This window comes from Bacillus sp. 05T21, assembly GCF_056396785.1.
Genome location: NZ_JBFTMD010000047.1, coordinates 1 through 16,375 on the forward strand (window position 1 = coordinate 1; position 16,375 = coordinate 16,375).

At 33.9% G+C, this 16,375-nt stretch carries 20 protein-coding genes and 3 tRNA genes; 8 read left to right on the top strand and 15 right to left on the bottom strand.

Features of this window, described 5'->3' with window-relative positions:
• Positions 1-117: 117 nt before the first annotated feature.
• On the top strand, positions 118-648 hold the full coding sequence (locus AC1DKZ_RS31370; RefSeq protein WP_088010316.1) for a hypothetical protein: 531 nt from the start codon (positions 118-120) through the stop codon (positions 646-648).
• A 42-nt stretch (positions 649-690) separates the two neighbouring features.
• Here AC1DKZ_RS31370 and AC1DKZ_RS31375 read toward each other — a convergent pair whose 3' ends face one another.
• The 13 genes from AC1DKZ_RS31375 to AC1DKZ_RS31435 all read right to left on the bottom strand — a co-directional run bounded on the left by AC1DKZ_RS31375 (position 691) and on the right by AC1DKZ_RS31435 (position 6,339).
• Positions 691-1,137: a hypothetical protein gene (locus AC1DKZ_RS31375; protein ID WP_476997855.1), complete on the bottom strand. Its 447-nt coding sequence runs from the start codon at positions 1,135-1,137 to the stop codon at positions 691-693.
• Between the two features lie 454 nt (positions 1,138-1,591).
• Positions 1,592-1,665 (bottom strand) — tRNA-OTHER (locus AC1DKZ_RS31380).
• A gap of 13 nt (positions 1,666-1,678) precedes the next feature.
• A tRNA-OTHER gene (locus AC1DKZ_RS31385) sits at positions 1,679-1,755 on the bottom strand.
• A gap of 254 nt (positions 1,756-2,009) precedes the next feature.
• Entirely contained in the window at positions 2,010-2,162 is a 153-nt protein-coding gene (locus tag AC1DKZ_RS31390; protein ID WP_158089685.1) for a hypothetical protein, read from the bottom strand.
• Between the two features lie 39 nt (positions 2,163-2,201).
• Complete coding sequence (locus AC1DKZ_RS31395; protein WP_158089686.1) at positions 2,202-2,375, bottom strand: hypothetical protein; 174 nt, start codon at positions 2,373-2,375, stop codon at positions 2,202-2,204.
• Between the two features lie 166 nt (positions 2,376-2,541).
• Complete coding sequence (locus tag AC1DKZ_RS31400; protein ID WP_158089687.1) at positions 2,542-2,694, bottom strand: hypothetical protein; 153 nt, start codon at positions 2,692-2,694, stop codon at positions 2,542-2,544.
• A 66-nt stretch (positions 2,695-2,760) separates the two neighbouring features.
• A tRNA-Cys gene (locus AC1DKZ_RS31405) sits at positions 2,761-2,831 on the bottom strand.
• Positions 2,832-3,367: 536 nt separating this feature from the next.
• Positions 3,368-4,069, bottom strand: coding sequence for a hypothetical protein (locus tag AC1DKZ_RS31410; RefSeq protein WP_088010314.1), 702 nt, complete (start codon positions 4,067-4,069; stop codon positions 3,368-3,370).
• Between the two features lie 139 nt (positions 4,070-4,208).
• Complete coding sequence (locus tag AC1DKZ_RS31415) at positions 4,209-4,505, bottom strand: hypothetical protein (RefSeq protein WP_088010313.1); 297 nt, start codon at positions 4,503-4,505, stop codon at positions 4,209-4,211.
• 97 nt (positions 4,506-4,602) lie between these two features.
• On the bottom strand, positions 4,603-4,827 hold the full coding sequence (locus AC1DKZ_RS31420) for a hypothetical protein (RefSeq protein ID WP_088010312.1): 225 nt from the start codon (positions 4,825-4,827) through the stop codon (positions 4,603-4,605).
• Positions 4,828-4,909: 82 nt separating this feature from the next.
• A complete protein-coding gene (locus AC1DKZ_RS31425; RefSeq protein WP_087996893.1) occupies positions 4,910-5,062 on the bottom strand; it encodes a YvrJ family protein in 153 nt (50 codons plus the stop codon).
• Positions 5,063-5,079: 17 nt separating this feature from the next.
• Complete coding sequence (locus AC1DKZ_RS31430; RefSeq protein WP_088010311.1) at positions 5,080-6,003, bottom strand: S8 family peptidase; 924 nt, start codon at positions 6,001-6,003, stop codon at positions 5,080-5,082.
• A gap of 90 nt (positions 6,004-6,093) precedes the next feature.
• Positions 6,094-6,339: a glutaredoxin family protein gene (locus AC1DKZ_RS31435; protein WP_087963206.1), complete on the bottom strand. Its 246-nt coding sequence runs from the start codon at positions 6,337-6,339 to the stop codon at positions 6,094-6,096.
• Positions 6,340-6,745: 406 nt separating this feature from the next.
• Here AC1DKZ_RS31435 and AC1DKZ_RS31440 point away from each other — a divergent pair, with 406 nt between their 5' ends.
• From AC1DKZ_RS31440 to AC1DKZ_RS31455, 4 genes are all read left to right on the top strand, one after another.
• Entirely contained in the window at positions 6,746-7,354 is a 609-nt protein-coding gene (locus tag AC1DKZ_RS31440; protein ID WP_088010310.1) for a sigma-70 family RNA polymerase sigma factor, read from the top strand.
• Positions 7,355-7,365: 11 nt separating this feature from the next.
• Positions 7,366-7,572: a hypothetical protein gene (locus tag AC1DKZ_RS31445; RefSeq protein ID WP_087963204.1), complete on the top strand. Its 207-nt coding sequence runs from the start codon at positions 7,366-7,368 to the stop codon at positions 7,570-7,572.
• A 563-nt stretch (positions 7,573-8,135) separates the two neighbouring features.
• Entirely contained in the window at positions 8,136-8,558 is a 423-nt protein-coding gene (locus AC1DKZ_RS31450) for a hypothetical protein (protein ID WP_088038966.1), read from the top strand.
• A gap of 180 nt (positions 8,559-8,738) precedes the next feature.
• Entirely contained in the window at positions 8,739-9,380 is a 642-nt protein-coding gene (locus tag AC1DKZ_RS31455; protein ID WP_476997856.1) for a MerR family transcriptional regulator, read from the top strand.
• A 378-nt stretch (positions 9,381-9,758) separates the two neighbouring features.
• Here AC1DKZ_RS31455 and AC1DKZ_RS31460 read toward each other — a convergent pair whose 3' ends face one another.
• Together AC1DKZ_RS31460 and AC1DKZ_RS31465 are read right to left on the bottom strand one after the other, a co-directional pair.
• Positions 9,759-10,748 (bottom strand): ABC transporter permease, encoded by a 990-nt coding sequence (locus AC1DKZ_RS31460; RefSeq protein WP_087963217.1) that lies wholly within the window; start codon positions 10,746-10,748, stop codon positions 9,759-9,761.
• Position 10,749: 1 nt separating this feature from the next.
• A complete protein-coding gene (locus tag AC1DKZ_RS31465) occupies positions 10,750-11,619 on the bottom strand; it encodes an ABC transporter permease subunit (protein WP_476997857.1) in 870 nt (289 codons plus the stop codon).
• Between the two features lie 480 nt (positions 11,620-12,099).
• Between AC1DKZ_RS31465 and AC1DKZ_RS31470 the strand changes: the two genes are divergently transcribed.
• The 3 genes from AC1DKZ_RS31470 (at position 12,100) to AC1DKZ_RS31480 (ending at position 16,227) form a co-directional block, all read left to right on the top strand.
• The gene (locus AC1DKZ_RS31470) at positions 12,100-12,648 is read left to right on the top strand and encodes a tyrosine-type recombinase/integrase (RefSeq protein ID WP_088010318.1); all 549 of its coding nucleotides are present in this window, start codon (positions 12,100-12,102) and stop codon (positions 12,646-12,648) included.
• A 622-nt stretch (positions 12,649-13,270) separates the two neighbouring features.
• Positions 13,271-14,614 carry a hypothetical protein gene (locus AC1DKZ_RS31475; protein ID WP_088010317.1) on the top strand — a complete coding sequence of 448 codons (1,344 nt, stop codon included), beginning with the start codon at positions 13,271-13,273 and terminating at the stop codon, positions 14,612-14,614.
• 1,463 nt (positions 14,615-16,077) lie between these two features.
• Positions 16,078-16,227, top strand: a complete 150-nt coding sequence (locus AC1DKZ_RS31480; protein ID WP_158089684.1) for a hypothetical protein — start codon at positions 16,078-16,080, stop codon at positions 16,225-16,227.
• Positions 16,228-16,375 lie beyond the last annotated feature (148 nt).

The window sequence follows — 16,375 nt, forward strand, 5'->3', positions numbered from 1 at the left end:
ATATATAATGCCTCCCACAGAATATTTATCAAATTGATAGCATATGTAACCCTTTCATTTTTTACAGTAATTGTAATAAGATAGGTATATGCATATTGAAGGGGAGGCATATTTTTTATGAAAAAGGTTAAGTTTTATGGATTAATTCTAGCGTTCATCTTGCTACTAGCAGCTTGTAGTAGTAATTCATTTGAAGATTATACATCAAAAGCTGATAAGAACATTAAGGATAAAAAATATAGCGAAGCTATAAAGAATTATCAAGAGGCTTTGAAGCTGAAGGATGATAAGAAGGTTAAAGGTAAGTTAGAACAGACCGAAAATTTAAAGAATGCACAAGATGCTTTTGATAAACATGAAATCGGGAAAGCTATGAATAATGTTCAAAAGGCAAAAAGTGAAGAAAATAATGAATTAACAAAGCAAGCCAATGCATTGCAGGATAAGATTCAACAAGAGTTTGTAGCTACATTTAGTAAGTTGAGCATGAATGATATTACTGGAAATGTAAAAGAAGCTCGTAAATCTTTAGATGATCTTAAAACTTGGGTTCAACAATCTGACCTATTGAAATCTCAAAAAGATTTAGTTGATATGTTACCTAAAAAAGAAGCAAGCATTTCTAAATTAGAGGAAAGCAAAAAATAAAGATAAACTCGTCAAATTAAATTTGACGAGTTTTTTTATGATTTAAAACGGTTCCCAACCTTTAACGTAACCGTCAGAGTCTGTATATACGTTGATAGAACAACCTGGAGTTGGTTGCATAGCGCCAGCCATTTTAAATCTATCAGCTAGATAAATTTCATCTCCAGTTGGTATTGTAACATTCCAACCGAAAGAGAGAACTCCGTCTGATCCACGGCTTAATTTTTTTACTTTAATACAAGCGCCGTAATTTGTTTTGCTTCCGAATTCTTGTGGTTTATCTAGTTTGTTTGTAGGCATGTTTTTGATTGTGTCTTCAGCAATGATATTTTCTGGAGGTGCGATAGGTAATTTGACGGCATTATTTTCAACAATCATATTTACATCAGGTGCGATAGGTGTGTCAGTAGGTGAATCTGCATGAGCTGCAAGTGGGCTAATCGCTAATGAACTTGCGATTACTGACATAGCTAATAATTTGAATTTCATAATAGTTCATCTCCTAAAGTTTTAAAAGTTATATAATGTACTGAATATATATCCATTCGCGAATTGGAAAATAGTACAAAATCATATTATAAAATTATCCAGAAAAATGAAATATTTCGTGAATAATCCGAATATTCTAGATGTTTGGAAAATATTGTCGTATCGCTATTTTTCTTTATAAATTTATTTTTTTAGTCCGTTTTACTCATATACGAATAAAACACCCTACCGCATATTAAGATGTTGTGTTAGATATAGAGCTGCATTCCATAAAACGTTCGTTTCCGTTAGGAAAACGGTGAAAAATGGCTTCGCATTGGTGATTGTGATAACAGCAAATACTTGTGATTTTGTAATATAAAGTGCCGTGTTTATCGATTAGGATGATTTTTTCTTTTTCCATGTGTGCACCGCCTTTTTTAGTGCTTTTAATTAGGGAATAAAGAAATGTATAAGGTGACAGGTGGATTCGAACCACCGCTCAAAGATTTATGCTAGTCTTTCGCCTTTCCTATTGGCTATGTCACCATGAAGTGGTTAATGGTGGCGACCACGGGAATTGAACCCGTGTCACGGCCGTTTGACCGTTTGCCTTGCTCGTGAGTGAGCTGTGTCGCCAAGTAAAGAGGGATTAGATCCCTCTTTATAAATATCAATTAACCTTGAGCTGGGTCGTCGCAACCACAGTGTTTAAAAACCATTCTATTGGTTGGAAGAATGTGATAAGTTCCCAAGCAATACTGATCGGCACCACAACATTTTGATACTGAGTCGCAAAAGATTAGGGATTTTTCAGTAACTTCCTTTTGGTTTTGCTCATGTTTTTCCATTTTATATTACCTCATCTCGTTAGAAAATAGTGTTGTCTGGGATTAGCAAACGCAATGTTTAAAAATAAGACTTCCGGTTGGTAATAGGTGGTAAGTTGCTTCGCAATACTTATCGATTCCGCAACACTCACGTGTTCTACCACAAGCGATTTCAACTTTCTCTTCAACTTCTTTGTTTTGAGCTTCCTTATTCATGTTCTCACCTCCTTTGATGTAGTGAAAAAACGTTAGAAATTAGCAACAAATACCGTCGAAAACACTGTTTCCTGTGTTTGAGAAGTATTTAAATTGTCCATCACAAGTTGAATTTCTGTGACAACATTGACGATGTGGAGCGCAATAGATTTCAACTTTTTCTTCGATTTCTTTTTCTTGGTTAACATTTTGAATTTGCTTTTCTTGTCCCACGATGTTTACCTTCTTTCTTTGTTGTTATTGAGTAAGATGGAGGGTTTTTGTGTTGAAAAAAGAGAATCCTGGGATAGATTCTCTTTTATGTGTTGGTAAATATTAAGAATGGATTTGTTCAAATGCTACCCCTCGTCACATTAGAACACTTACAATCGTTGGCTTACTAGCAACCGCAATGTTGGAAACCTAAATTACCGCTTGGAAATACTACGTAAGTTCCTGGACATTTTGGACCGTAAGCACAACAATTAGGGTTTTTATCACAGACTAATTCTAATTTCTCTTTAATTTCTTTGTTTTGAGCGTCCTTTTTCATAACTTCACCCCCTTTCAATTATGAGAAGAAAAGGTTCAATAACAGAGTTTTTCATACTTTTTTTAAAGGTGACAACCGGATTTGAACCGGTGATGAAGGTTTTGCAGACCTTTGCCTTACCACTTGGCTATGTCACCATGCTTAATTTGTCCTTCTACTTATTAAAGAGGGGATAATCGAAAAATATCAAAAAAAGCCAAACAAAAAGTTATAATTAACCTAACTTTTTGTTAATTTTTATGGTTGAGATCCAATCAAAAGTTTAATAGAAGTTGTGAGAAAGTAAAAATAGGGCACTCTAGGTGTCCTATTTTTGATACAATATGTGTAAATATTCTGTATTTTAGGAAGGTGAGAGTGGAATTATGAAAGGAATAAGCCTTTATGTGTTAGCAATTATACTCGCATCACAAATCTTTTTTGCATTTTATTATATTCAAAAATTACAAGTACAAAATTACCTATTGTGGTCAATAATATCAATCATTGGTGTCTTCGTTTCCGTAATTGCCTTGAAAAACTTCAGAAGAATACCTAGAAATACAGTTATATTGTCCTCTGTTGTCGTATTCAGCAGCCTTGGAACTTTGTGTGTACTAGGTTTTCAATACTATCTTTCAAGTTTTATGGGATAAAGTGAAAGGAAGGCAGAATTACTGCCCTCCTTTTTTGATTAATTACAAGACTTAAGACGAGCCCATTCAGAAACCATCCACCAACCTGGATCACTTGCGTTGTTTGCACAAACAGAAAGGTCTCTATCGCAACCACAGTTGTTAGCGCCAAAGTTATTATAGCAGCGGTCATGGTTTCGGCAGCAAGAATCAAGTGTATTGATTACTGGTTTGCTTTCGCCTCCGCAACCTTTACCACAATGGTTATAGACATAATTCTTACCATTTCCAGAATTATAGAATACTAAGCAGCCATCGTACCATGCTTCTTCTTTGATTTCATTTGAAACTTCTTCAGCACCCTTTTGAGTTTTCAGTTCTTCAACAAATTCAAAGTGTGCTGGATCGTGAGAAACTTCTTGCTCAATAAATACTTTTCCAGCTTGTACAGTTGCATGATGGATAGCTTTTGCTCCATCTTTTTCAACAGTAAAAATAGCTTTAATTTGTACTTCGCCGTTCTCATATTGTAAGCTTTGAACAATAGCCTCATCAGTTAAAGTTACAAATACAGCTTCAGCAGTTGCCTCGTCTTCTTTGTCTCCAAAGATGATCTCGAAAGCGTCTGTGCTTTTAATTTCACCAATTGATTGGTGACGTTTGATTTCAGCAACTAGTAGTGCATAATGTGGGTTGCTATCTAATGTTGTAACAAGTGTGTTTTGCTCTGCTACTTGTAATTCTTGTGCTTTTACGAACATTGTTCATTCCCCTTTTCCATGTTTTATTGCCTTACACTTATTAAAGAGCGTTTTTCTGAAGAAAATCAAAATGAACGGAAATAAATTATAAAAATTATAAAAGGCAACGCGATAATTGTATTCGCGTTGCCTTTTTGCATTAGGCTGCTATTATTTTTTGTTCTAATAACAATGTAAAACTAACAATTTCTTTGTTGTCTTGAAGTGCATACATCATTTCAACTTCACCATTGCAATAAGATAGTATCAGTATTTTCATTGTTTTTTGGGGTGCGAATGTCCAACTTTCAGCAACTTCTACTTTATATCTTGATAGTTTTATATCATGTTCACGAGTAATTTCATCGATTGTGTCTTGGAAAGATTTTTGGTTGTATAGTTCGTCTACGATAGCTTTAATTTCTTCTGTTTCTAGGACTCTTTTAAATGATTTCATTGTGGTGATACCTCCCGAATTTTTCTTCCTACTTCTTAAAAGAGATGCGAACAAATGTTTTGTCAAAAAAACAATAAAAAAAGCTGACTTATTTTTGTCAGCTTTTTTGTTGGTCTTCAAAACACTTGTTACAACAAGTGTTTATGCCGTATTCAGTGTTTATAAAATCATGTAAATTCTTTAGTCGCTCTGAGTATGCAATAGCTAAATCTTGATAGAAACAAACGTCTTTTTTCTCGCAACAATCAATACATTTAGCGATGGATAGTAAATCAGATTTTAAATTGTTATATTTCACAAGGTCTTTTTCGATTTCATTCAAACAGATCACTCCTTAAAGAGTTATGCTTACATTTATAAAAGAGTGGTTATTTGTGTTGTTATCAAAAAAGATAAAGAAATAATTATTTACTTTTAATTACGCCTTTTAAAGTGTCGATTGCATCGGTCAATCTATCTAATTTCTTCTCGAATCGAATAAGTAGATAAATAGTGATAGCGACAGGAAAACCGAAGTTGCCTAAAAGTGAAGCCCACATTTGAATTGTTGGGTCCATGATAAGGTCACTCCTTTCTAGGTTAATTGAATTAAACCATTCCCTTCTTCTGTTGCTGAATAACCGAGTTTCTTCGCATGTTCTAGTAAATAAGAATAAGCGATAAATGATGTTAATGTTGGATTATGATCAAATGTTGGAACTAGATTCAGAACGAGTGCGAGTGCTCCTGAGACATGAGGGGTAGCCATTGATGTACCGGATAACTTTGCGTATTTACCATCTAAGAAGGTTGATAATACTAAATTACCTGGTGCTACAAAATCTAGGTTGATATTGGTGTTTGAAAAAGAAGATAAAGTTAAGTCTTGGCCAACTGATCCAACTTGGATTACTTCTTGATAGAAACCTGGATAATTAATCTCAAAAGTGTCTCCTTTTCCGTCACCGTCATTTCCTGCTGCAACTACTAAGAGGATGCCATGCTTTCGAGCATCTTTAATGGCTGAATAGAGTTCTTCATCGTGTGATGTGCCACCTAGACTCATATTAATGATAGATACCCTTTCGTTATTAGGCCCTCTCCATGCAATGGCATAGCGTATAGCATTGATAACATTGCTATAACTACCTCTTCCGTTTTTGTTCATAGTTTTTAGGATAAGTAATTGAGACTTAGGCGCAATACCAATTACTCCAATTCCGTTTTCTCTTGCTGCGATAGTTCCTGCAACGTGAGTCCCGTGGCCACGATAATCCGTGATATTTTCGGTGTCCCCGTTATCATCATCTGTGAAATTGTAGCTCCCAATGATTGCTCCTTCTAAGTCAGGGTGGTTGGTATCGCAACCTGTGTCTAATACAGCAATTACAATACCTTCGCCTTTTTTACTAGATTCCCAGACCTCACGGGCTTTAATAAGGTCTAATCCGTAAGTGACTTCCTCCGGATTTTCAATAATAGATTTAATTTCGAATGGACTTTCTATAATAGTAGCCATGTTTCCCCTCCTAAAATTAGCCTCTTGATTTAATAAGTGAAAGGAGTGTGTTTGAAATAAAAAACCGGCACGTAATATGTGCCGGTTTTTTTATTTACCTATTTTTTTTGCGTAACTATCAGGGTTAAAGCCAAGAAGTTTTTCTTCTGTTTGATTTTCAAGATCTTTCACTACTAGAAGTGGAACACCTTGCTCATTATATTGCGCGTATTCATCAGCATTTTCCTTGATAGTAATATCTTTCATAAGAAATGGAATAGAATTTTTGCCTAACCAATCCTTTGCATTTACACAATATGGGCATCTATCATGTCCGTATAAAATAATTTCTTTCATTTTTAATTCCTCCCTATTTACGTGCTTACATTTGTAAAAGAGGAAATAAAAGAAAAAAATCAAAATAAACTAAAAATTTTTCTCGTTTTTTTATTAAGCGTGGAAATATGGATATATATTACAATGAGTGTCGGAGGTGTATTGTATAAGTAAGGTTGATTTATAAAGGTTTATAGTAGTTTTTGTTAAATGAGTGTCATAAGAAAAAATGCTTTTTACTACTATATAAAGCCGAAAAAAATCCCTTAATTAATTCATAAAAAACCCTTTTCTTCCATGGAGAAAAGTGGGATAATAAAGAAGTTGTCAGGAACGTGTGTTCGGATTAGATGTTCGAACTTTTTGTTTGAATTATTTGATTTTTTACGGTTGATTTCTCTTTTAGAATTGAGGAGGGCGTTTTGACATGGGGAGTAATCAAATAGAAGCATATTGTAGCAAATATAAGGAAAAAATGAACGAGCCAATTGTTCGGAATTTTTTGAAAGACGAAGAAAACTACGCATTATTCCAAGAAGCAATTATAAATCCCACCGAAGAAAATGCATCTATGCTAAACAGTGCATTTGCTGAATATTACCGTAAGGTCAAAGTGATTAATTACATTAGTAATTTGGTTTATTTTTACTCAATAGATTTTGACAAAAGGGTTTCATTATATAAAAAACGTAATCTATTTGCGTTAACTGTATCGCATGAAGAGGTTGATAACAATCTAAATAGCTTGGATGCTTTAACTTCATCGGAAGATGATTTGACTTATGCTGATTATGAAAATATGTCTAAAAAAGATGATTTAAAGGATCATATTGATGGTGAATTATTATATAAAGCTCTTGATGTTCTGTCGGACAAGCAATTGAAAATATTGACTTTAATGTATCTGAATGACCATACAAATAAAGAAGTTGCAGAGATTTTAGATGAATCGGTTCAAACAGTCTCATACAACCACAATAAAGCGTTATCGAAGATAAAAGAGTTCATGGAGGGGCTGGACGTTAAGAAAAAATAAGGGGGATTGAAATGGAAGCGTTAAATGGTATGGGAAATTTGAGTTATGAAGAGATAGTTAAAGAATTTTCGCCGAGGATTACCAAATGTTTACGTAATACCCCGATGCAAGAAAGAGAAGATTTGGAGCAAGAAATTAAAATAAAGATATATGAGAAAATGGATTTAATACAAAACATAAAAGCTCCGGATTTTTTTGAGTTTGTTGAAAATAATTAAATCTAATTTTGATGGGAGAATGAATTGTTGCTCTTTAAAAAGTATAGGACCATTCCATTACTTGATTTCTCCCACAAGGAAGCCCCGATGTGAAAAACACGGGGCTTTCTTGTGTTTCGGGAATTTTCTTTTAAACCTGTTTATTTGATTTTTTAAGCGTATATTTTTGCTTTGTGACAGGAAAGTGTTGTTTTAGATTTATATTCTTTAAAAAGGATTCTGAAGCGTCTGAATAGCATTTTGTGTTCTGGTGTTATTTGCTTCTGAGCTATGGATTTATATTTATTTAATACTATTTGTTTTCTTTTAGTATTTTAAAGTAATGTTTGATTGCAATTTATTAAAAATGCCATGTCCTTAGTGAGTACTCATATGGAGACATCAAAGAGACTTTGTGTACTCACTGAGTCTACATCTAGGGACACAATGGGGACATTTCGAGGATTTTGTGTCGTCAGTGAGTGGACATCCTGGGAATTTTCGTGTACCCACGTTTAAGCTAGGCCCCGCCTAGTCCCAACCCCTAGTTGGGCCCAAAAACCCCTTATGCTCTTCTCTCTTTTTTGATTCAGAATTTCCAATTTTATAGAGTAGTTCATTTTTTAGTTGGAAATTATTATGTTAAAAAACAAAATGTAACGGTAGTTACAGGATTACCTTCGAATCATTTTGAATTAGAAAAGCCACACACGGCTTTGAAATCACTTTGTGGTACATACAAAGTAAATAATCTTGAATTTACGATTGAAGAGATTATTGTAGAGCAACAAGCTCTAGCAACGGCAATTTACATGGGGGCTGATTTAAAGGAGAATATAAAAAAAGATTCAGAAGTATTCCTGAATGCGGAAGTTCTTCCTATTAATATCGGAATGGGTACGACAGAAGTTGTGGAAGAAACTGAAGAGTTAAAAACAGATTCAGATGAAGAAGAGGAATCATCGGTGAATTTTAATGGGAATACATCTAAATCATTGTTTGATTAAAAAGGATAGGGAAACCTGTCCTTTTTTGCTTTTCCTTACAACTCTTTGGCGAAGAAGGAGTAAATAGGGTCTTCGTGGAATGGTAGTAACGGTGTTATAATGGTGGTGGAACGCAAGTCAAACGGTAGACAAACACAACCATAAGTGGCGAAGACGATGCAAGGAAGGGAGTGGATTCGCATGGATCAGCAACAAAATGAGTATGGTGTCTTTTCGAGCCAAGTTGGTGAAATGCTAGATATAAACCCTAATACACTACGTACGTGGTGTTTAGAGCTTGAAAAGTTCGATTATAATTTTGAACGGAATAAAAGGTCGCAGCGTATATATTATACGCAGGATATAGAAGTGCTACGAGAAATGAAAAATTTAATGAACACTGGGACATATACCATTCAAGAAGCAATTAAACAGGTGTTAGAATCTAAGGGATTGCAGGGGGCAAACGCTCAAACGGGTAGTGTTTTAGAGCAAAAGAATGCTGTAATGACAAGGGATGAAACTCCAAACGCATTGAATCAGATGAACATGACTTTTCTCGAAACAGCCAGTGCAAGAATGAGTGAATTGGTAGAGCAACAAAGTCAGATTATGATGCAAAACAAACAAATTGTTAGTATGCTTCTTGATGAACGTGCGGCTAAAGAGCAAGCTGAAATAGATAGAGAGTTAGAAAAACGCGAGAATGAGAAATTGCGTGGGCAACTTGATGAAATGCAATCAAAAATAGATAAGATTTTTGAATATGTTGAAGATAGTAAAGGTGAAAGTAAAACATTCCTACAAAAGCTATTTAATCGTTCACCCAAAAAATCACTTTAAACTAATTGTATATGCAGTTAGTTTTTTTGTTTACATAAAAAATTTTGTAAACATCTGAAATGATGGGATTTGTGATGTGTTCATTGTTCTTTTATACATAAAAGTTAACATAACGTAACATTATCGATAAAAGGAGGAATCCTACTCTCACAAGGGAACCTCCTTTTTTTGTTCTATGGATCTATACATTCTTTTATATATTCCTATCCTAGCGCGGTTTTAGGGTTCTCGTTTGTTACTGAATTAGCCAAAAAACTGTATAAAATCTCGCATACTCTTAACGTGGTTTTTTTCCGAAATGCGGTGGAACCCCACTTTGGACCCTTAAGTTAATGGGTATGTGGGGATACCTCTATAAGTGAAAATTAAAGTCCGTGTTTATGCTTGATGTTTGAATGTAAACAATTCATTATCAGGTACTTGCAAAACACTCTTATTAGTATTTTTAACAGAGATACGGCCAGTTCTGTTTCTTTCTAAAGAATCTTGAATACTATCGGTTATTTTATTCGCAGCCAGAACAGTTAAACTAAAGAAGATTATCGGAACCATTGGAATCCAGGTATCTGAAGACAGAGAAGGATAGTACTTCCCAATTAACCCAGTCCACTCATGTGTTACCGAATCAGCATCATCACCATAAAGAACAGTTCCACCAAAAAACAAAGTTAGTAAACCTAAATGAAGCAACAATGTTAGTGTTTGTACGAATTGTTGCATAAGCATAATTATAAATGTTGGAATTAGGTGAGGAAGAATGTGCTTAATAACAATGTATAATTTTCCGCCGCCAAGTATCTTTGCGGCTTCAATAAACTCTTCGGTTTGCATTTTTCTTACTTCATTTGCAACATATAATGATAGAGTGGGAACACTTAAAAGAACAATTACAGCCAATTGGAATAGAAGTCTTTGGTAAAATGGAGCCGGTATCGTTCCGTTTTCATAAATAAGTACTTCTGATAATATAAAATAACAAATCATAACCATTGGTACGATTGTAAAACTATCAAAAAATGCTTCTATTTTTTTAAAGCCTCTTTTAACATATGCACCAAGTAAAAAACCAATTATGATACCTAGCATCATACGTAAAATGGCTACTACTATTGCAAATCCAATAGTCCATTTAGCCCCTTCAATTATCAGGTTGAGTAAGTCGTACCCTGCTCTGTCGGTACCAAATAAAAATTGCATTGACGGTGGAAATGGAGGTACTTCAGGATAACCAGTTTTATCATATTGAAGTATTACTTTGTGTATTTGCCCATCATTAAAAATGGTATTTCCTATACTTAGGACCATTAATATTGTTAAAAATAAACCACCTAACCAGAACCTTTTATCGTGTTTTAAATAACTCCACATATTAAATTTTCTCCTTCATTGCATTAGGTACAGCCCAATGAAAACATTTGAAAATCAAGAATATTGGTAAGTAGATTAACATTAATCCAACCGTAAAAACCTCTATACTTTGGTAAGTTTTAATAAATACAAAGAATCCAAGAGTATTGAATATCGATTCTATTATGTATAAGTTAGAGAGCATAAACCATATATTAGCTTTTACAAAGAACAAAGTGCTTAATATTACGTTTCTTAGTACATGGCGGTTTAAAATATGAAGACGATCCATCCCCTTTGCAGCAGCGAACAATACATAATCCTTTCTCAACTCATCCTCAAATCTTAGAAGTAAGAACTTAACAAACATTATAATTGTAGGTATACAAAAACAGATAATTGGTAAGAGTCGCACCTTCTGATCCCCAATTCCTGCTACTTGTGCTGCCATAACACCAGTTTTCTGGAATATCCATACCACCAACAATTGGGAACCAACAATAAACAATATGTCAGGTAAAGATTGAAGAAATAACATGATTTCTTTAATTCTATCCTGCCATTTTTTGTTAACTCTTAAGATTAAGTGTACTAGTATAAATGACACTATTAATGAAACAATCAGTGAAATTGAGAGTATCACCATCGTCTCTTTATAGTGAAAAAATATTTGAGGGAACAAATCCTTTTTAATCTTCAGACCATACTGCATAGATGAAGCATGTAGTATTATCTTCTCGCAAATGTTATAAATACTACTTAAATACCCTGGAATATCTATTGAAAGACCTTTGAATAGAATTGGTAGAGAGCCAACCGCCAGTATACCGACAAACGATAGTAATAGATGAATAATTAGCTCCCAACCTGATAGAATGATTTTTCCCGGCATAGAACCACACCCTTCTTACTTAATTCCCCATCCTAAATAATAGTTTTAATTTTCAGAAATGTAAACCCTTATATCATTATAAGCAAACTTTCAATGGGGCATTGTTAAATCATATCTAGGTTATACCCATATTTTTTGTAAACAATAAACTTGGAGATTTATTATAGAATTGGCTAAAATCTAATATTATTTAGAGCATCATTATTTGAAAGTCCATGATAGTTTTTTATTTTCTATAACGAGGGAAGTCTATGAAAAACGAATTATTCGTTAGCCTATTCTATTGCTATCATAGAAAAATAGAGAAATTTATCTAAAGATAACTAGGTTTTTGTGAATGTATGAAAATAGATAAAAACATACATTGAAAATGCCTATATTAATAGATTTATATGGATTCTTGGTATATGCTATATATATCAAGAAAAAACGTACATTCAAAACGTTGATTTTATTGGTTTTTGGGAAGGGGTTTTGAAAATGAATCAAATTAAAGATGTTCAACCAATCAGAAGTAAAGAACAAATTGAAGATATGAAATGGGCTTTAAAAAGACATTGTAGTGAAAGAGATTACATAATGTTTTTGCTTGGGATAAATACGGGCCTGCGTGTAGGTGATTTATTGAAACTGAAGATTAGTGATGTAAGAAGGAAAAAGAAGCTAATTATTCGTGAGGGTAAGACTAAAAAAGCAAGACAATTAAATCTATCGAATGTATACGATGAAATACAGGAATATATACGCACGGTTGATTCAGACTGGTTGTTTCCTTCAAGGAAGGGTGATAAGGCTATTACAACTACACAAGCATATAGACAGCTTCAAAAGGCTGCTGATATGTCCGGATTAGATTCCATTGGGACTCATACGATGAGAAAAAGCTTCGGTTATTGGTTTTATAAGCAAACTAAGGATGTGGCGAAGCTACAAAACATTCTAAATCATAGTCACCCGCAAATAACGCTCACGTACATTGGGATTACAGCTGAAGAGATAGAAGAAGATCTTAATGATTTTGTGTTGTAGTAGAATGAAGCGTTGCAAATTCCACATAGTTTATATAAATTATCCTTTTTGACATAAGATGATCGGCATAGATTGAAATTTAGATTCTATTTTGATTTTGCAACGCGTTCATTCTCTTTTAATTATGCCCTATTAACAAGGAAATGAAGCATTTTGTCGAATAATATAGTTAAAAAGTTTTTGAGACGAATTAAGTAAAAAAAGGTCGAAATCGCTCTAGCTTTTTCAAAGATTTTCTGTAATAGTAGAGTATAGAGCAAGAAAAAAAGCTGACCGTTTGGATCAGCTTTGTAAAAATATATTTATAGTAATTCTTTAGTCTTATATTAAATAAAGACAAAAAGAAAAACACGATTCAATCTTGGCGGAGTGCTTCGTGTTCTTCTGAGAGTACCGACCATACTAAAACCGGAGAGAATATTTATCTCAACCTCTTTGGTCAATAATAGTTATTTAGTTTAAGTTTCTATGTATATAGTAGCGTTTAAAGATATGTTCGTCAAGCTAGTAAAGATATCTTTTTTAAAGAAATAAATGCTATGTTACATAAGATAAAGTGTTTAATAGTAGAAGTTTGGTCGGTGTTCTCTTGTCTGTTTTTACAGCGAGGGAGGAAAAATATGTGTCATATCTAGCAGACATACATAAGAAGTTCTTGCAAGATATTAAAGAACGTCCGGAAAGTCTGTTTCAACCTTACTTGGTTCATAGTAAAGTAGACTCGGATGTTATGTTTGAAATGATTTATCGTAACTTATTGGAGGCTGAGAAACGTCGTACATTCCTAGTAAATAGAACGGTAGATAAACAATTTAAGTGTGATAGTCTTGAAAAAGTAATTCAAAAGAAGAAAAACTTTGCGTATTTCACACCGTCCGTTTATTGGCATCATAAGAGTCGTACGAAGGAAGAAGTAATATGGTTGCCTGCCATAATTCTAGAATTTGATTTAACAAAGGATGATACAGAGCGTAACTATACTGCTGATCAGTTGGCAGCGATGATACTGAATGAATTAGAAGTGGAACCGAACTTTGTATGGGATACTAAAACAAGGGGGCATTATGCAACTTGTTTTCTATTAAAACCGATGGCTGGTACAGCTCAAAGTATTTACTATTATGAAGCAATAGTGAAGCGTATGGCTATCATTACGGGGGCGGATTTTGCATCTACGGATGCTGTTCATTTGTTCCGTATTCCAAGGAAAAAAATCTATCAATATACGGATGATGTATATGATATAGATGAATTTGCTCATGTTTTAGAAAATGAACAAATTAATACGATGCTAGAGCAAAAACAACGAGAATTTAAAGGCAATATTGTTTCATTTTCAGAGAAACAGATAATGAATCATGAAAGTATTAAAATGCTTTTGGAAGCTGAGTTTACTTCCTATCGTAACAATGCAGCCTTTACTATTGCTTTGCTATACTACGCCTTGGGAAAGAGTGATAAAGAAGCAATGGATTTCCTTGGGGGTGAATGGTTCTCTCTCGTAAATGATGGTCGTATAACCTCTAAACGTGGTAAATTCAAGAGAAAAGAAGTGCTTACCACTGTTAAATCTGCTTATAGTGGCAAATATGCAGGTCCCTCCAAAGAATGGATAAGCTATATAACGGGGCTTGAATTTCCTTTTAATTTATGGAAATCTGTTTATGTAAAAAAAGAAGATGGATATAAGACGGGGAACGAAGTTCGTCAAAAGATTCTTGATTGGATTAAGGAAAACCAAGAGGTGCAGATACATCAGCAGGAACTAGCTGACTTAATAGAAGTTCCATATAGAACATTACAATTACAGATTAAGAAATTGAAAGAAGAAGGGGTAATTGACTTCATCACACAAAAAGGTCGATATTCGAAAGGGACAAGCTTTACATACATACCGAATGAAGCGTTTGAAATCGAAACCGATGTCGTATGTAAATTGGAGCTTCCAGTGTATGATTTAGCGTAAAAAATGCCCATCTGGTAAGGGTTCAAGGCACTTTTTCATATAAAAATCACTTTTTGAAAAAAACGAGTAAAAAAACAAGGGTGGAAACGCGCAAACCATTGATATGACTGAGTTTTTAAATACGCAAAATTTAATAACAATACTCCTTTCTAAGCGTTTTGCTTTTTAGAAATATTTATACATAGGACACGTACTTTTATTCGGTAATGCTACTGTTTAAGAGTACGTGTTTTTTTATATGGATAACGGTAGTATTTTATGGTTCTGATCTATGCTAACTTACCTGGTCAAACGTTAAAAAAATGCCCATCTGGTAAGGGTTCAAGGCACTTTTTCATATAAAAATCACTTTTTGAAAAAAACGAGTAAAAAAAACAGGGTGGAAACGCGCAAACCATTGATATGACTGAGTTTTTAAATACGCAAAATTTAATAACAATACTCCTTTCTACCGCGCACTCTTTTTACGGTGTATGATATTGGTTTTGTTATTTAAGTAGGGTACGTGAAATTTTAAAGGCAGCATATATGATATATGATAGGTTGTTTATTAGGGTGGGGGAGACGTGCCCATAGCGGGAAGCGTAGTCCGTCTGCTTTAGCGACGGACGTTACATCTTTTTCTTTTTAGGGAGTTTGGGTTTCTAGCAACTATACATACAGCAACACCAATATATATTATTCAACTGATCTTGGGAATCCTGGGGCGCGGCACTTTGCGAAGTCCGTTTGCCTCGCATTAACGGTGTGTTAGACTCAATATTGGGGTACAGCCGAGATACATGTAATTTTGAGTATTAGTCATACATTTATTCCCAAATGCACTTGTGATCACGGATTTCCTTACTATTTTTCAACTTATTATCATACATCCTAATCATACAGTTGGAACAAAGTGTTTTCAGTAGCTAATAGATGGATGATTAGGGTGTACCCATAATAGACAAAACGGCATTTATAAGCCCTATAAATCGCATATGGAAATAAAAGTAAGCCTATGACCTATTTTTACACGTATCTCGGCTGTACCCCAATATTTAAACAAACTGAAGACTAGCTAAAAATACCTTGGTAATATTGGATTTATTTGCGAAGACGATTGGCCGCGCACTAGTGATTTGCTAGTTTTGAGCGTTAGAACGCACTAATTTTTACGATTTTCATGTTTTCATAAGAAATTCAGCAAATCAGTGAAAAACGACTCGTCAGATTGACTTGTATTAGCTTTTATAGCTCAAGTTAATACATTTGCACCTTCACAATAGAAACATCGTTAAATCACTAAATGAAAGCTTTAAACGGTGTTTTAGTATTTTTCGCTTTTGGGTACGAATTGTTAGTTATAAATCTTAATTTTTTTTGTAATTAGCGATAAAAATTAAGACTTTTCAATCATTTTTCTTTATTATTGGTATTGTGGATAATGTAATTAATTTAAAGTTTGGATCAAGGGGGGAAGTTAAGTGCGAAACGAGAACATTGAGCATGAAAAACTACTAGAAAAATTGTCTCCGCGTGAACGAGAAGAACTTGAAAAATTAAAAAAAGAAGCAATGGAAGAACCACCAGGTTTCTTTGAATATATTCAGTCTACCGAAAAAGATAATAAATGATATATAATGCCTCCCACAGAATATTTATCAAATTGATAGCATATGTAACCCTTTCATTTTTTACAGTAATTGTAATAAGATAGGTATATGCATATTGAAGGGGAGGCATATTTTTTATGAAAAAGGTTAAGTTTTATGGATTAATTCT

Excerpts from the sequence above, each read along its gene's own strand:
- AC1DKZ_RS31425 (WP_087996893.1), bottom strand. The coding sequence starts at position 5,062 with ATGGACCCAACAATTCAAATGTGGGCTTCACTTTTAGGCAACTTCGGT.
- AC1DKZ_RS31460 (WP_087963217.1), bottom strand. The coding sequence starts at position 10,748 with ATGTGGAGTTATTTAAAACACGATAAAAGGTTCTGGTTAGGTGGTTTA.
- AC1DKZ_RS31470 (WP_088010318.1), top strand. The coding sequence starts at position 12,100 with ATGAATCAAATTAAAGATGTTCAACCAATCAGAAGTAAAGAACAAATT.
- AC1DKZ_RS31400 (WP_158089687.1), bottom strand. The coding sequence starts at position 2,694 with ATGAAAAAGGACGCTCAAAACAAAGAAATTAAAGAGAAATTAGAATTA.
- AC1DKZ_RS31455 (WP_476997856.1), top strand. The coding sequence starts at position 8,739 with ATGGATCAGCAACAAAATGAGTATGGTGTCTTTTCGAGCCAAGTTGGT.
- AC1DKZ_RS31390 (WP_158089685.1), bottom strand. The coding sequence starts at position 2,162 with ATGAATAAGGAAGCTCAAAACAAAGAAGTTGAAGAGAAAGTTGAAATC.
- AC1DKZ_RS31435 (WP_087963206.1), bottom strand. The coding sequence starts at position 6,339 with ATGAAAGAAATTATTTTATACGGACATGATAGATGCCCATATTGTGTA.
- AC1DKZ_RS31445 (WP_087963204.1), top strand. The coding sequence starts at position 7,366 with ATGGAAGCGTTAAATGGTATGGGAAATTTGAGTTATGAAGAGATAGTT.
- AC1DKZ_RS31370 (WP_088010316.1), top strand. The coding sequence starts at position 118 with ATGAAAAAGGTTAAGTTTTATGGATTAATTCTAGCGTTCATCTTGCTA.
- AC1DKZ_RS31410 (WP_088010314.1), bottom strand. The coding sequence starts at position 4,069 with ATGTTCGTAAAAGCACAAGAATTACAAGTAGCAGAGCAAAACACACTT.
- AC1DKZ_RS31375 (WP_476997855.1), bottom strand. The coding sequence starts at position 1,137 with ATGAAATTCAAATTATTAGCTATGTCAGTAATCGCAAGTTCATTAGCG.
- AC1DKZ_RS31415 (WP_088010313.1), bottom strand. The coding sequence starts at position 4,505 with ATGAAATCATTTAAAAGAGTCCTAGAAACAGAAGAAATTAAAGCTATC.
- AC1DKZ_RS31430 (WP_088010311.1), bottom strand. The coding sequence starts at position 6,003 with ATGGCTACTATTATAGAAAGTCCATTCGAAATTAAATCTATTATTGAA.
- AC1DKZ_RS31440 (WP_088010310.1), top strand. The coding sequence starts at position 6,746 with ATGGGGAGTAATCAAATAGAAGCATATTGTAGCAAATATAAGGAAAAA.
- AC1DKZ_RS31465 (WP_476997857.1), bottom strand. The coding sequence starts at position 11,619 with ATGCCGGGAAAAATCATTCTATCAGGTTGGGAGCTAATTATTCATCTA.